This is a genomic window from Desulfofundulus luciae (assembly GCF_030813795.1).
Classification (GTDB): Bacteria; Bacillota; Desulfotomaculia; order Desulfotomaculales; family Desulfovirgulaceae; genus Desulfofundulus; species Desulfofundulus luciae.
Window position 1 is genome coordinate 62,334 of record NZ_JAUSUX010000004.1, and the last position, 14,790, is coordinate 77,123.

Consider the following 14,790-nt stretch of genomic DNA (forward strand, 5'->3'; position numbering starts at 1 on the left):
ATTCAGCCTCTCTTTCCGTAAACCAGGCGGATTTCCTCGTCCCCGTATTCTAAAGCGTTCAGGACAATCAAACATAGTTCGTAAACTTTGGCGTAATACCTTTTCTTTGCCTCCAGAAGAGTGTCCAGATCCTTTTCTTCCCCTTGCACCCCGGAACCGAGGTTGCTGAAGAGAAAACTGTACATACCCGTTTCGGGACACAATACCTGGGCGTAAAAATCGAACCCTGCCAGCTTTTCTTCAGGCTTTTTTATCCGTTCGAGCAGTTTGCGTGCGTCTTTCCCGTCCGCGTCATCCAAAACGCGAATGATGTCACCGCAAAGCTCCTTGATCTGCCCCACCTGTTCCTGGATGTCCTTTTCAATGGCGGCCACCTTTTCCGGAGTAACAACTTCATCCTTGTATTTGCGGTGGATTTCTCTTATCCTTTGTTCAAGCTCACATTTTCCGGTGAGGAAGCGCTCCTTCACTTCTGCCAGCGTTGCGTCCGCTGCCCCCCTTATTGGCAGGCCCAGCCGGCTACAGTTGTAAAACGTAATTTCAGGGTAGCTTTCAATGATCCGCTCGACCGCCGCCCGCATGGCCAGCATGGCCCGCGTGGTATACACGTCCTGCCCGACCTTATTCTTCGTTTTGATGCCGCCACGGGCCTGCAGGGCCTCTTCATCTACCTCGCCAAAGTATATGGCCCCCCGGGCGTACTTCTTTTTGTCGGGATAACAGAAGTCCTGCCCGGTCATGACAATGGGGTTGCAGCCCAGTTTGGCCAGTATGTCGAGCAGCGATATGGAAACCGAAGCACCGGCGGCAATCTTGACAAATGGCTGCCCCAGGCGGCGGTAAATATATTCGTCAAAACTGTGCAGGGCAAAGAAAAACTTTGACTCCCCAAACAAAGGCAGCACTTTGTAGTTGACCATGAGGCTGTAAAAAAGGGCTATCTCCCTGTTATGTTTGTTCCTCTCGAATATTTTCGCCTCGGCGTAACTCCCGTCAATGGCCCCCACCGCGTGGCCCTTAATGCCGTGATGCTCCAGTATCGAAAAGGCGCTCCCCACGGGGACGATCAGGGCCCGGCCGCCCATTTCCCGCAAAACGTCAATATCATATTCCAGAGAAGGGCCGGCCCCCACCAGCACAGCGGGCGTCCCGGCAAGCTCCCCCGCGAACTTTTCCACCGGCACGCTACCCGCCACCTGCTTTAAGTTCAAGATATAGTTCTGAAACCACTGCCTGTCATGGGCGAGGGTGGTGACTACGGAAACAAGGACAAAGTTGATCTTCTCTTTGATAGCCTGCTTGAGCTTTTGAATCTGTTCTCTAAAAGGATAAACATATCCGGCCAGCGGGCAGAAGGAAAAGTTTATACTCTGCTCCTGTTTTATTACTTCCGATAGGAGCTTTTCAATTTCCTCCTGGCGGTCGTCCTGGATGAAATAGACGCTGCATTTTTCCACCTGCGAGAGGTCGAAGAAATGGAGAAGGTAATAAAAAACCTCTTCGTCCGGCTCCACGATCACCATGGCCGGTAATTGCTCATCCTGCAAAAGGGCATCCAGTTCGTACCCCAAACCCATGCCGAAAAGAACGATAAACTTTTTCCCGGCGATGGCGCGCCGCGTCTCTTTCACCCAGAAAGAGCACTGTTCAGCAACGTCATAATTGCTGTAAAGGGGATACTGCACGCCGCCGACGGCTTTGATCAGATTGTACTCCCCCCGGTTGTTGCGGACAAGAAAGGTGTTCCGCGGCTCGACTTTCTTCATCTTCCGGTAAAGAGCCTGGTTGTACCTCTTCAGCCAGGCGAGGTTCTTCCTGAAAAGACCTGCGCCCACCTTCGCACACCCCGCTTTTTAAAAAAGCCAGCCCCTTGGAGGAGCTGGCTTTCTGGGACTCCTTTAAAGGCGTACACTAAACGCTACCGCAGGAGCTGCAGTACCATCTGCGGCTGCTGGTTGGCCTGGGCCAGCATGGCCGTCGCCGCCTGCTGGAGGATGGAGAGCTTGGTGTACTCCATCATCTCCTTGGCCATATCCACATCCCGGATGCGGGACTCGGAAGCAGTGAGGTTTTCGGCTGCCGTGCCCAGGTTATTGATGGTGTGCTCGAGCCTGTTCTGGATGGCGCCCAGCTTGGAGCGCTCGGTGGAAACTTTTTCGATAGCGTTATTAATTGTAGAAACAACCGCGTTGGCCCCGTACTTGTCGGTAACTTTAACCGCGTTCCCGCTGCTGTCCTTTATCCCCAGCGCCTCGGCCCGCATGTCGTTGATGCCGATAAGCATGTTCTGGCCTGAATTGGCACCGATCTGGGTGATGATGGCCTTCGAGGTGTCGGTGCTGGCGGCTACATGTTTATTAAGAATGATCGTAAAGCTGTCGCCGGATTTGAACTTGGCGAAATCGTCGATCTTGAACGTAACAGCAGCCCCAGAGGCTATTTCACCAGCGGCAAAGGTAAACGTTTTGTTAGTAGTTGACACAGTAATATTGGCTGAAGCAATTTTCTCACCAAGAGAATTTCTGAACTCATAAGCCGCTTCACCATTCGTTGCCTCGCTGATGCGGGTAATGGTGATGGCTCCGTTCACGATACCCTTATTCGCAATGTTGGTGGCCCCGGAGGCGGTTACACTTAGAGACGCCGCGCTGTTGGCCTGGATGGAATAGGTCCCCTTCTTTTCCGCAACAACACCCACGACTTGGCCATTCAATAGCTTCTTGGTGTTAAATTCGGTGGTGTTGGCAATGCGGTCGATTTCGTTGGCGAGCTGATTGATCTCGTCCTGGATAGCCTGGCGGTCGGCATCTGTGTTGGTGTCGTTTGCGGCCTGTACGGCCAGCTCGCGCATGCGCTGCAGGATGGAGTGCGTCTCGTTCAGTGCTCCTTCAGCCGTCTGGATCAGGGAAATGGTGTCCTGGGCGTTCCTCGACGCCTGGTTCAGGCCCCGGATCTGGCCACGCATTTTCTCGCTTATGGCCAGGCCCGCGGCGTCATCTCCGGCGCGCACGATGCGCAGGCCCGAGGAGAGCTTCTCCAGCGACTTGTTGGCCAAAACGTTATTGGCCGAAAGTTGCCTGTACGTATTCAGCGCCGCAATGTTGTGGTTGATGATCATCCTTCTCATTCCTCCCTGAATTTTTACTCGCCGCCTTCCCTGGCGGCGGCTTTTGGGGCAGGGTACTTTTTGGCCGGCCGAAAAGTTCTGCCTCCTGCTTATTACTTCGTCAGTTCGGGGATGAGGTTTAGGGGGACCACTAAAGAAAAGAGGCCGTTTACGATCTTTTAACCTGGCCTTTGATTTCCTTCAATATTTTCGCTGAAGTCGTCGCCGCCCGGTTTTCCTCCTGGACGGTTCGGTAGATTTCCTCGCGGTAGACGGCCACCTCCGGCGGCGCCTCGATGCCCAGGCGCACGAAGTCGCCGGTGACCTCCACCACCACGACACGGATGTCCCGGCCGATGACCAGGGACTGGCCTTTTTTCCTGGTGAGTACCAGCATTTACTTCTCCTCCCCGGCGGGGTCTGCCCCTTCACCCGTCCCCCCGGAATCGCCCGGCGGGGATTCGGGCCCAGTTCCGGAAAGGCACCGGGGCAGGGGGTCTTGCTGGGACCCGGAGCGGTTGGGGGAGGCCGGCTGGGGCTGGGAACGGGAATGAGCCGGCGGGCAAGGTTCGCCGGCTGGCCTGGTTTCGGGCCCGGCCGGGTCCTGGTTTTCCGACCGGTGCCCGCTCAGCGGGTGCCTGATGGAGTATCGCTCGTCCACCAGCACCAACTGACGGGCCGTGCCAGTGGCCGCGTTCACCACCACCGGGGCCAGGAGGTTGACGGTGGCATGAGCCAGGCCACGGCTTGCGTTGACAATGCAAAATACGGCCACCTGATCCGGGGAGTTCACGCCCAGGGCCCTTGCCTCTTCGTCGGGCAGGTCAAACTCGTAGTCAGGGAAAAAGAAAAAGGGGTTCACCAGGATGAAGCCGGTGTTTTCATCCTGCAGGGACTGCAAAAAGAAAAAGGGCGAATCTTCCGCCGCGGCCACCAGTTCGAATTCGGTCAAATCCGCGGGCAGGCCCGGCAGCCCGGCGGGAAAAATGATGGTTTTGCCCCGATCATAAGACAATGCAATTCCTCCATTCACACAAAAACCTGCCTGTACGGCAGGGGTCAGGGTAACTCACTTACCTGCCACCCGGGCACAAAAGGGTTCACAAAAGTAACACCCTCTATTGTGGTGCCGGATGAGAAGTCTTCACTGAGCACCAGAGATAACTGGTTCAGCCTGGCCGCAGCCCAGATCTGGGCGTCCCAGTATGAAAACTTGTGTTCACGGACGCCGCGAACCGCCTCCAGTACAATCATTCCGGTAAGGTCAAAAACGATCCACGAGCGTAGGTAATGCTCGACGCTCTTCTGGACAGCGTCAAAATCGAGGGGTTCGGCAATCTTCCGGGTAACCGCCACGACAAACTCCGCCAGAACCTGAACTGTCAGTGCTCCGGTGCGGGAGAAAGCAAGCCGGTCAAGGATTTCGATGGATACTTGCTGCTTACGGGGATTTGCCGAATCGTAGGCGTAAACCAGGATGTTGGTATCCACAAGCACTTTAGCGCTCATAAAGCTCCTCCCGCCGCCATTGCCGGCCCTTTTCCTGGTCCCCTTTTTTTACCCGGCTTAAAATGAACTCTTTTTCTCGCTCCCAGGCCGAGATATCTTTCCGGATTAACGGACCAGTGGCGAGGTGGGCTTCGATGGCGCGCCGGATTAATTCCGCTTCTGTTACGCCCAGTTCGCAGGCCCTTTTTTTCAGCAAGGCGTTGTGGTGGGGCTTGATATATACCTGCTTCCGGATCAATTCGAAACACCTCAAAAAACTTATTATGTACATCATTATATACATTGCCCCTAAAAGATCAAGCCTTTCGGAGCCGAAATTTTATTTTGGAAGCCGGCGACGTCTCAAGTCTTATTAAGTTTTTGCCCCGGGTTCCGATAATATTGTGTAGAAACTTTATGTTAGAAGGTGATCGGAATGACTTCCATCCTATCCGCCACTTCCAGCCTGCGCATCGGCGGGCTGGCGTCGGGCATCGACACCGATTCCATCATCAAGGAACTGATGAAGGCGCAGAGGATACCCCTGGACCGGTTGAACCAGGACAAGCAGATCCTCCAGTGGCAGCAGGAGGACTACCGGGCAATCTACGACAGCCTGCGCGCCTTCCGGGACAAGGTTTTCAACATGAAGCTGCAGGCCACCTACATGGCCAAAACGGCCACCTCTTCCAACGAGGCCGCGGTGAGCGCAACGGCCGGCAGCAGCGCCGTGCCGGGGATGTATACCGTGACGGTGACGCAGCTAGCCCAGGGGGTGTCCAAGGGTAGCCAGGACACCCTGCCGGACGAGGCAAATGCCGACGGGTCCACCATGAGTTTAAAACAGCAGTTCGGGCTGGGCTACGATACCCTCGCTTTTACCCTGGAAGGAGCAAACGGTATTAAGAAATTTTCTTTTGATACCAACACGGCCAACATTTACACCGTCGTCTCGGAAATAAACGCCGCCAATTTAGGCATCACCGCCAGCTACGACGCCACTTTAAACCGCTTTTTCCTCACCACTACCTCCACAGGAGCGGCGGCAAAGATAATAGTAACTAATGATTCAAACAATTTCCTCTCAAATAACGCCGGGGATGGAAACAATACCCTAAAGCTTTTGCTTAAAGGAGACGGAACCGCCTACACCGGTCAGGACGCCGTGTTTAACTTCGGCGACGCTACGGGCTTAAAGAGCGCTACCAATACGGTTACCATAAACGGCATTACCCTCACCCTGAAACAGGGCGGGGGGGCTTCCACCACCATCACCGTCTCCAACGACACCGATGCCGTCTTCAACGCCATCAAGGACTTCGTCGACGCCTACAACGAAATCATAGACAAGATCAACGGCAAGCTCACGGAGCCCCGCTACCGGGACTACCTGCCGCTCACCGACGAGCAGCGGGAACAGCTTTCCGACGAGCAGGAAAAGCAGTGGGAGGAGAAGGCCAGGAGCGGTCTCCTGCGCGGCGACAGCCTCCTGGAGAGCGTGGTTTCCAGGATGCGCGCCACCATGTCCGCCGTGGTACCGGGGCTGACCGGTGGCCAGGGGTACAAAACGCTGGCCCAGATAGGCATCACCACCCTTTCCTACGAGGAAAGGGGGAAGCTCTACATTGACGAAGCCAAGCTGAAAGACGCCCTGCAGAAAGACCCGGACGGGGTGATGAATTTATTTACAAAGAGTGCGGAGAACTATGCGGAAAAAGGCATCGCCATGCGGCTTTACGACGACATTAACAGCGCCATGGCCCTGATTTCCGCCCGGGCCGGTACCAGCAGCTCCTACAGCACCGCGGACAACAGCGCCATCGGCAGGCAGATAGCCGCCATGAACGAACGCATCAGCACCCTGGAGGAGCGCCTGCAGCAAATGGAGGACCGCTACTGGCGGCAGTTCACCGCCATGGAGCAGGCCATCCAGCAGATGAACGCCCAGAGTGCCTGGCTGGCCCAGCAGCTCGGCATGGGCCAGGCCCGTTAAGGGCCGTTTCCCGCAGGACCGCAGGGGACAGGTATTCAAGCAAACCGTGATGACAGGAATGCGGTGCTGTAGAATCGGACTCGTGTTTTAGTGAGTGCTGGGCCGCATCCAACCGGGTTCGCTGAATACTTACGCAGGAAAAGCCGGGAAAAACGGGTAAAAACGCACCGCGGGTGCCGCCGGCAAAGAGCTTCCCCGGTGCGGTTATCAGGTGAAAACACCGGTGCGAAAGCCGGAACGGTTGAAATCCGGCAAAAGGAAACGCATATCCCGAAGAGGTGAGTTTTAATGATGCAGGCAGCCCCCAATCCCTACCGGCAGTACGTGGAGAACGCCGTGCTCACCGCCGACCCGGGGCGGCTGACGCTCATGCTTTACACCGGCGCGGTCAAATTCATCCGCCAGGCCAGGGACTGCCTGGCCGCCCGGGACATCCCCGGCGCGCACCGGGCATGCTTACGCGCCCAGGACATCATCGTCTACCTCCTGGAAACCGTCAACCGGGAGATGGAAATCGGCAAAAACCTTTCCGCCCTCTACGATTACATATACCGGCGCCTGGTGGAGGCAAACGTGAAAAAGGACGCGGCCGTCTTGGACGAAGTGGCCGGGCTGCTGGAAGACCTGGCCGGCACCTGGGAACGGGCCTTTAAACTGAAAGGGGAGCAGGCGGTGGGAGGCTGATTGTGTATAAACCTCTGAGTGTAATTGTTCAGTAAAACCGCTACCATCGGCACCATAGCGGGGTCACTGAACATTTACCACTGAGTTATCCCCAGTTTTGAGAGCATGATTTAACTCGAAAGTAAGCGACTTGAGCCAGGCGGACGACCAAAAGGATGATTCCACAATGCCCCCACAAAATCAAGACGAAAAAAAATTCAGGCTCCTGCAGGAAATGCGGGGTGAAGTGCTGGCCTTAAAGGCGGTGCTCGAGCGCCTGTGCACACTTCAGGATGGGCCGGCGACGGAGGAATCACTGGGTGCTGTTTCCCGGCACCTTGCCGCCATTGAAGAGATAAGGGCAGGAATTGATGAGCTGGACAGGGCGGGGGGCTCAGGCGCGGGCGGGCCGGAAATCTCCGCCCTGCTCCTTCAAATAGACGAGTTCCACCGGCAGAACCTCCGGCTTGCCGCAAAGGTTAAAGAACGCCTGGCCGCTGCCCTGGCCAACCTCCGCAGGGCCGGGCAGGCCAGGGCCTACATGAAGAAAAACGGCGCCGCCGGAAGTTATTTTGTAGACCGGCGGGGGTAAAAAAGGAAAAAAGGGTGTGATATACTATAGCCACAGAAACCACATGGGGGATGTGTTATTATGCCTTCTGCCACAAAAGCAAGCCGGAGGTATACCTACGCCGATTATTTAAAGTGGCCCGGGGATGAACGTTGGGAACTCATTGACGGGCAGCCTTACGACATGACCCCTTCCCCGTCAACTGTTCACCAAAAAGTCGTGGGGCGCTTTTACGCCCGTTTGGAGAGGCTTCTGTCCGGCACACCTTGCGAGCCGTTTGTCGCGCCTACCGACGTCGTGCTTTCGGAATACGACGTGGTGCAGCCTGATGTACTGGTGGTATGCGAACAGGCCAGGGTTACAGAGGCCAATATCCAGGGGCCGCCCGAGGTAATCGTCGAGGTGCTCTCCACCCACAGCGCCCTCAGGGATAAACGGGAAAAAAAGGCACTGTACGAGCGTTTTGGCGTCAAGGAATACCTCATTGTTGATCCCCTGGACGGGTATGTTGAGCGCTATTACCTGGGGGAAGACGGTACCTATGGGAAGCCTGAAATTTTCGGCCCCCAGGACACTTTACCCCTTAAAGCCATCCAGGGCATCGAAATTCCCCTCCGGGAAATATTTCAGGCAGCGAAACCGGTGGAAAAAAAAGACAATGAGTAATTTTTTAAAGGTACCGGTCCAGAAGAAGGCCGATAGTTTTGTAGGGTTCCCGGGCCGCCTCCAGCACGACATGCCCGGGTACTTCCCCTTTTACCTCCCCCGTTTGACGGTCGGCCACCTCCACCCTTATCCGGTCCTCCTCTTCCCGTACCAGAAACTCCAGGGGCTGGTTGTAGGCCTCTGCCGCCTGGTTCAGCCGGCCCACTGCGGCTACCAGTTCCTCCCGGCTGAAGCCCCCTTCTTCCGGTGTAGGCGCACCCTGGGGAAAGACATCCTCCCGCTTTACCGCCGCCGGGGGCTCAATCCGCCGCAGCGGCGCCACCTCTTGAGACGCCAAAGACTGCAAACCACCGGCACCTACTTTCATCATCAGCACCCCATTCCCAACATTTGGACTATCTAAGTTATCACCACTTTCCAGCTACCCTGTTCTGGCTCCCGCAGTCCCCTATTATATTTCACGGCCTACACCAGCCTGGCAATCTCCCCCGCCACTTCCCCCAGGGGTACCACCTTCTGGGCTGCCCCCATCTCGATGGCCGCTTTGGGCATGCCGAAGACCACGCACGTGGATTCGTCCTGGACGATGGTGGGGCCGCCTTTTTCCCTGATGGCGGCCATGCCCCTGGCACCGTCCCGGCCCATGCCCGTGAGGAGCACCCCCATGACCCGGGCTCCAAAAACCTCCGCCGCCGAGAGCATCACCCCGTCCACCGAGGGGCGGAACCCCCCGGGAGGCACGGGCCCGCTGCCGGCGTCCAGGTGGACGGTGACGTGGCCGGGCTGCCCGCGAAAGGTGAGGTCGAAACCGGCCGGGGCCACCAGCACCCGGCCCGGGACGACGGGATCACCCTCTTCTGCGTGTTTTACCGGCAGGCGGCTGCGCCGGTTCAGGTGTTCGGCCAGGGAACCGGAAAAGCCCACCGGCAGGTGCTGCACCAGCACCACGGCGGCGGGAAAATCTTCCGGCAGGGCGGGAATAATCACCTGCAGCGCGGCCGGGCCGCCGGTGGAAGAGCCTATTACGACCAGGTCGATACGGGCGGAGCGTTTTGGCACCAGCACCAGCCGGGGCACAGCACCACCTGCCGTGGTATCCCGGTCCGCCTTCGCGCTGCCGGCGTCAGCGGCCCTGCCGGCCGTGCCGGCGGGAGCCCCGGACGGTGAACGGCCTGCGGGATGCAAGGAAAGGATTTTATCCCGGGCAGGCGGCGTGCTGGAGCGGGGTGTACCGGCATACCGTTCCGGAACGGAGCCCGTGCCTGCCGGGATAACCGGAGGCACCTCTTTCCTGCCGGAAACGCCGGCCGGTTTGCCCGGCTGGCCGGGAGGCGTCCGGGCATCCTCCGGCCTTTTTCCCCGGGGGGACGGCAGTGAAGGCCCGGCCTTTCCGGCGGGAAACGGGTGAAATGCCATGCCCACCCCGGGGCGTAGCAGCTTGCTTGCGGCCACTGTGGCGGCGGCGCGCAGTTTTTCCACCAGCTCGTCGACCATGGCGTCCAGCCGGCCCGGGCCGGAGGGTTTGGCCACAAAATCCACCGCTCCCAGGGACAGTGCCCGCATGGTGGCCCGGGCGCCGGCGGTGGTGTGGGAACTGAGCATGACCACCGGGACGGGGCATTCCTTCATCACCCTTCGCAGCACCCCCAGGCCGTCCAGTACCGGCATATCCAGGTCCAGGGAAACCACGTCGGGTTTCAGGGCGCAGATCTTGGCCACCGCCTCTTCACCGTCCGCCGCGGTATCAATTACATTATACCCCCGGCTTTCCAGCAGGCGGGTAATTAAACGGCGCATTAAGGCCGAGTCGTCCACTACCAGCACGCGAATCGCCGCCACCTTGAAAACCCCTTTTCGTTCAATTAATGGTTATAAAATAATTCTACCCCGCCCTGTTCACCTCATAGATAATTTCTTCCACGCCGGCGTCCTTGACAATACCCCGGGCGTCCACAATCAGGGCCACCTTGCCGTCGCCCAGGATGGTGGCTCCCGAAAGGCCGGGAACCTGTCCCAGGTAACCGCCCAGGGATTTGATCACGATTTCCTGCTCGCCAATGAGCCGGTCCACCACTACGCCCACCTTTTTATCCCCGGAGCCCAGGATAACCACCGAAAGCTTGCCTTCCTCCTTGCTTTTCTCCCGGAAGAGGTGGGCCAGCCGTACCAGGGGCAGCACCTGGCCGCGCACCACAATGACTTCGGCGTGGCGCACGCGCCGGATTTCCCCGGGTTTCAGCGTCAGGGTTTCCAGCACATTGGTCAATGGGAAGGCGTAAACGTGATCCCCCAGGGTCACCATCAGCGCCCGGATGATGGCCAGGGTCAGGGGCAGCTTGATGGTGAAGGTGGTGCCCCTGCCAGGGACGGTGGTAAATTCCACCGAACCGTTGATCTGTTCGATCTGGTTGCGCACGATATCCATGCCCACTCCCCGGCCGGAGACGTCGCTTACGGTGCCGGCGGTGGAAAAGCCGGGGGTGAAGATCAGGTCCAGAATTTCCCTCTCGGAAGCCCGGGCGGCCTGTTCCGGGGTCATCAATCCCTTCTCTATTGCCTTCTGCCGCATTTTATCCGGGTCCATTCCCCGCCCGTCGTCAGATAAAGTAATCACGATGTGGCTCTCCACATAGGCCGCCTTCAAGAGCAGCCGGCCGGTGCGGGGTTTGCCCAGGCGTACCCTTTCTTCAGGGGGTTCAATACCGTGGTCCACGGCGTTGCGCAAAAGGTGGATCAGGGGGTCGCCGATGACCTCGATTACGTTGCGGTCAAGTTCCGTTTCCCGGCCCTCGATGATAAAGTCGATTTCCTTGCCCATCTTATGGGCCAGGTCCCGTACCATCCGGGGCAGGCGGTTGAACACATGGGCCACGGGCAGCATGCGCGCCTTCATGATTTCTTCCTGCAGGTCGCTGGTCACCTGTCCCAGGTGGTTGGAGATTTCCACTATATTTTCCACCAGGTCGTCGGATCCGTAGCGGCTTTCGAAAACCTCCACGAACCGGTCCAGGCGGGTGCGGTCGATTACCAGTTCCCCCACCAGGTTCATCAGGGTGTCCAGCTTCTGCACGTCCACCCGCACGGTTTTTACATTGCCCTTACCCGGTGGTGCTGGTTCCTTTTTGTCCGCCTGCCTGGCGGCATCCGGGGCCGGGGTTTTTTCTCCCGACCGCAGCTTGACCGGGCGGACCTCCACGCTGCTCACCTCGGCGATGGAAAAAACCAGGTCGTGTACCTGCCCGGCATCCTCCTTGGTCAGCAGCACCACGGTGAACCCGTGCTCGTAGTTACCTTCCTGCAGATCCTCCGCCGGGGGGACGCTTTTGATAATTTCGCCTATTTGCTGCAAAGTCTCAAAGATTAAAAATGCCCTTACCCCTTTCATCTGGCAGCCCCGGTCGATGCCGATGTCCACCTGGTAGGCCTGGAAGCCCCGCACTTCCGCTTCCCGCACCACCTCTTCCTCCGCATCTTCCAGTTCCAGGGTGAGGCGGTAGGTCTGGTACCCGTTAGAAGTACCGGTGGTGGAAAGTCCGGCGGCCTGGCCTGCCGGCAGCAACCGGCCGGACCCGGTGTCCCGGGCCGGGGTGGGCAGATCCACGGGCTCCCGCGAATCACTCATCCCCTCCGGGGCCGGCACAGTCACGCCACCTGCCGGGGCACCACCCGGTCCTCCCGCCCCGCAGGCCGGCTGGCAGGCGCGCAGTTTCTCAATTACCGCTGAAACGTCCACGTCACCGGCTGAGCCGGTGATTTCGTCTTTTAAAAGTTTCAGGGTGTCCAGGGCTTCAAAAAGGACATCCACCAGGGTCCCGGAAACCTCCATTTCCCCCTGGCGCAGGCGGTCGAAGAGATTTTCGATTTCGTGGGTCAGGGTGGACATTTTCTCGTAACCCATGACGGCCGAGGAGCCCTTGATGGTGTGGGCGGCCCGGAAGATTTCCTGGATTACCTCGGGGCTGCCCCCTTCCCGTTCAAGGATTAAAACGTTGTCGTTGATGACCTGGAGCTTTTCTTCCAGTTCTTCTAAAAAGACGGCCACTTCTTCTTCCGTAAACATTCACTCACCATCCTTTGCTTGAACCTGCTCTCGCAAGCCCGAACCTATGAGGCAGCCCTTTCTTCCGCCTGTTCTGCAAGCTCCTGTAAAGCCTCTTTTTCTTCCCGGCGGAAAATCCGGGTGGTATCCAGGAGAATAATCAGCCGATCATCAACCAGGGCAATGCCCTGTAAATAGGCGGCGGAAACCCCTGCCACCATGGCCGGTGGGGGCTGGATGCTCTCCCGGGGCAGGCGTAATACTTCCGAAACCCCGTCCACCATCATCCCGGCGGTGGTTCCTCCAACCTCCACGATCACTATGCGGGTGTTTCCCGTTACATTAATGGGGGCCAACCCCAAACGGCGGGCCAGGTCGATTACGGGTATTACCCGCCCCCGCAGGTTGATCACGCCTTCCACAAAGTCCGGAGCACCGGGGATGGCCGTAATGTCCGAAGCCCGGATAATTTCCAGAACGTGGCCGATATCCACACCGTAGGTTTGCTCTTTTAAATGAAAAACCACCAACTGCAATTCGCCCTGCTGCTCGCCAGCCATGGGAACCTCTCCTTTTACTGCGGTTTGATAGATCAAAGGTGCCGGGCGCGTTTTCAAACCGGCACCAGGTATGGCGGCATACCGGAACAAAGATTACTCTTCGTATCTTTCCTCCCGCTCCTGCCGGGCTTCCGGCTTGAGGAAGGCAGTCAGCCGCTCGCGAATAAGAATGGGGTTGTACCCGGCCTGGAGGGAAACGATACCTTCCAGCATCAACTGGCGCAGGAGCATTTCCTTCTTGCTCAGGTTTTGCAGCTTGGCTGCCAGGGGCAGCCAGAAAACGTTGGCGCTGGCCACGCCGTAAAGGGTGGCGATGAAAGCCATGCCGATGGCTGGCCCCAGGGTTTCCGGTGACTCTATGGAACTGAGCACGTGCACCAGGCCCATGACCGTACCGATGATGCCCATGGTGGGGGCGTAGCCACCCGCCGCCTCAAAGATCCCCGCCCCCACCTGGTGGCGCTCTTGAATAGCGTAAAGCTCCGCCTCCAGGATATTGCGTACCAGGTCAGGGTCGGTGCCGTCCACAACAAGCTGGATGCCCTTGCGCATGAAGGGGTCGTCTATTTCGCCCAGGCGGTTTTCCAGGTAGAGCAGCCCTTCCCGCCGGGCTTCGTCGGCCAGGCTGACAATGAGCTCGATGGTGTCGGTGGGTTCGGGAATGGTGCGAAAAAGCCCCACCCGGAGGAGCCGGGGAACCTGTTTTAAGTCGCTTAAAGGAAAACTGAAAACGGTGGCACCTATTGTACCTCCGAAAACTATCAACGCGGCCGTAGGCTGCAGCAGCGCGCCGGCATGTCCACCCTCCAGCACAAAACCGCCCACCAGGGCCACCACCGCGATTACAAAACCAAATACGGCAAGGTCCATCAGTCATCCCTTTCCTGTGATTTAATCCCGGGGTGCCGGCGGCAAGGATTCCGGCTCCGCCCCTTTGTACTTGCTGCGCAGGATAACCAGGTCAACCCGGCGGTTCATCTGCCGGTGGGCTTCCGAATCGTTCGGTACCCGGGGGCGGTATTCACCGTATCCCACCGCCGAAAGGCGCTGGGGCGGAAAGTTGGCCGTATGGATCAGTTCCTGCACCACCGCTGTAGCCCGCGCCGTTGACAGTTCCCAGTTGGAAGGGTATCGTTCCGTGTGAATGGGGAGATTGTCGGTGTGCCCTTCAACGCGTATGTAGTTGGGTGTTTTCAGCAGCACGGGGGCCACTGCGGCGATAATCTCCCTGGCCCGGGGAGTAAGCTCCGCCGAGCCCAGTTTAAAAAGAACCTCTTCCTGGAAGCTGAGCACAATGCCCCGCTCTTCGCTGATGGCCGAAACCCTGGCTGCCAGGCCCTGTTTTTGAATCTGCTGCAACAGCTCCTGGCGGATATTCTCCATTTCCGCCTTATCTGCCACATCCTGCGGTGTTTCCACCTGTGTACCGCTGATGCCCGGGACCACCGAAGGCCCCAGGTTTTCCAGGATAACCCCGCCGCCGCCCATGGCCTTACTTAATGATTCGGCCAGCATGCGGAATTTCTTGATATCAACCTGGCTCAACGAGTACATGACAATAAAGAAGATAAGCAGCAGGGTAATCATGTCGGCATAGGTGATCAACCAGCGTTCCATGCTCCCGTAACTGGACTTTTTGCTCTCTCTTTTCACAATAAACTGCACTCCTTTTCTAAAGGACGCCCATACCCATTATTCGCCTCC

At 57.9% G+C, this 14,790-nt stretch carries 16 protein-coding genes; 4 read left to right on the forward strand and 12 right to left on the reverse strand.

The features are described from left to right. Positions 1-2: 2 nt before the first annotated feature. The 6 genes from J2Z49_RS03580 to J2Z49_RS03605 form a co-directional block, all read right to left on the reverse strand. A complete protein-coding gene (locus tag J2Z49_RS03580; protein ID WP_307399906.1) occupies positions 3-1,835 on the reverse strand; it encodes a motility associated factor glycosyltransferase family protein in 1,833 nt (610 codons plus the stop codon). An 83-nt stretch (positions 1,836-1,918) separates the two neighbouring features. After that, the gene (locus J2Z49_RS03585; RefSeq protein ID WP_307399908.1) at positions 1,919-3,118 is read right to left on the reverse strand and encodes a flagellin N-terminal helical domain-containing protein; all 1,200 of its coding nucleotides are present in this window, start codon (positions 3,116-3,118) and stop codon (positions 1,919-1,921) included. A 157-nt stretch (positions 3,119-3,275) separates the two neighbouring features. Then, positions 3,276-3,503 (reverse strand): carbon storage regulator CsrA, encoded by a 228-nt coding sequence (csrA, locus tag J2Z49_RS03590; RefSeq protein ID WP_307399910.1) that lies wholly within the window; start codon positions 3,501-3,503, stop codon positions 3,276-3,278. Beyond that, positions 3,504-4,121 (reverse strand): flagellar assembly protein FliW, encoded by a 618-nt coding sequence (locus tag J2Z49_RS03595; RefSeq protein WP_307399912.1) that lies wholly within the window; start codon positions 4,119-4,121, stop codon positions 3,504-3,506. 44 nt (positions 4,122-4,165) lie between these two features. Further along, a complete protein-coding gene (locus J2Z49_RS03600) occupies positions 4,166-4,615 on the reverse strand; it encodes a PIN domain-containing protein (protein ID WP_307399913.1) in 450 nt (149 codons plus the stop codon). Then, positions 4,605-4,868 carry a hypothetical protein gene (locus J2Z49_RS03605; RefSeq protein WP_307399915.1) on the reverse strand — a complete coding sequence of 88 codons (264 nt, stop codon included), beginning with the start codon at positions 4,866-4,868 and terminating at the stop codon, positions 4,605-4,607. The genes J2Z49_RS03600 and J2Z49_RS03605 overlap by 11 nt, the downstream gene beginning before the upstream one ends. Positions 4,869-5,030: 162 nt before the next feature. Between J2Z49_RS03605 and J2Z49_RS03610 the strand changes: the two genes are divergently transcribed. The 4 genes from J2Z49_RS03610 to J2Z49_RS03625 all read left to right on the forward strand — a co-directional run bounded on the left by J2Z49_RS03610 (position 5,031) and on the right by J2Z49_RS03625 (position 8,487). After that, a complete protein-coding gene (locus J2Z49_RS03610; RefSeq protein ID WP_307399917.1) occupies positions 5,031-6,587 on the forward strand; it encodes a flagellar hook-associated protein 2 in 1,557 nt (518 codons plus the stop codon). A 288-nt stretch (positions 6,588-6,875) separates the two neighbouring features. Beyond that, positions 6,876-7,271, forward strand: a complete 396-nt coding sequence (gene fliS / locus J2Z49_RS03615; RefSeq protein ID WP_307399918.1) for a flagellar export chaperone FliS — start codon at positions 6,876-6,878, stop codon at positions 7,269-7,271. A 166-nt stretch (positions 7,272-7,437) separates the two neighbouring features. Next, positions 7,438-7,842 carry a hypothetical protein gene (locus J2Z49_RS03620; protein ID WP_307399920.1) on the forward strand — a complete coding sequence of 135 codons (405 nt, stop codon included), beginning with the start codon at positions 7,438-7,440 and terminating at the stop codon, positions 7,840-7,842. A gap of 60 nt (positions 7,843-7,902) precedes the next feature. Continuing rightward, positions 7,903-8,487, forward strand: a complete 585-nt coding sequence (locus tag J2Z49_RS03625; RefSeq protein WP_307399922.1) for a Uma2 family endonuclease — start codon at positions 7,903-7,905, stop codon at positions 8,485-8,487. Positions 8,488-8,491: 4 nt separating this feature from the next. Here the strand turns inward: J2Z49_RS03625 and J2Z49_RS03630 are convergent, their stop codons facing one another. The 6 genes from J2Z49_RS03630 to J2Z49_RS03655 form a co-directional block, all read right to left on the reverse strand. Next, on the reverse strand, positions 8,492-8,857 hold the full coding sequence (locus J2Z49_RS03630) for a flagellar protein FlaG (protein ID WP_307399923.1): 366 nt from the start codon (positions 8,855-8,857) through the stop codon (positions 8,492-8,494). 95 nt (positions 8,858-8,952) lie between these two features. After that, on the reverse strand, positions 8,953-10,326 hold the full coding sequence (gene cheB, locus J2Z49_RS03635; protein WP_307399925.1) for a chemotaxis-specific protein-glutamate methyltransferase CheB: 1,374 nt from the start codon (positions 10,324-10,326) through the stop codon (positions 8,953-8,955). Positions 10,327-10,369: 43 nt separating this feature from the next. After that, positions 10,370-12,547: a chemotaxis protein CheA gene (locus tag J2Z49_RS03640; RefSeq protein ID WP_307399926.1), complete on the reverse strand. Its 2,178-nt coding sequence runs from the start codon at positions 12,545-12,547 to the stop codon at positions 10,370-10,372. Between the two features lie 44 nt (positions 12,548-12,591). After that, the gene (locus J2Z49_RS03645) at positions 12,592-13,086 is read right to left on the reverse strand and encodes a chemotaxis protein CheW (RefSeq protein WP_307400070.1); all 495 of its coding nucleotides are present in this window, start codon (positions 13,084-13,086) and stop codon (positions 12,592-12,594) included. Positions 13,087-13,179: 93 nt separating this feature from the next. Next, positions 13,180-13,956 carry a flagellar motor protein gene (locus J2Z49_RS03650; RefSeq protein WP_307399928.1) on the reverse strand — a complete coding sequence of 259 codons (777 nt, stop codon included), beginning with the start codon at positions 13,954-13,956 and terminating at the stop codon, positions 13,180-13,182. A 21-nt stretch (positions 13,957-13,977) separates the two neighbouring features. Further along, positions 13,978-14,739 carry a flagellar motor protein MotB gene (locus J2Z49_RS03655; protein ID WP_307399929.1) on the reverse strand — a complete coding sequence of 254 codons (762 nt, stop codon included), beginning with the start codon at positions 14,737-14,739 and terminating at the stop codon, positions 13,978-13,980. Between the last annotated feature and the right edge of the window lie 51 nt (positions 14,740-14,790).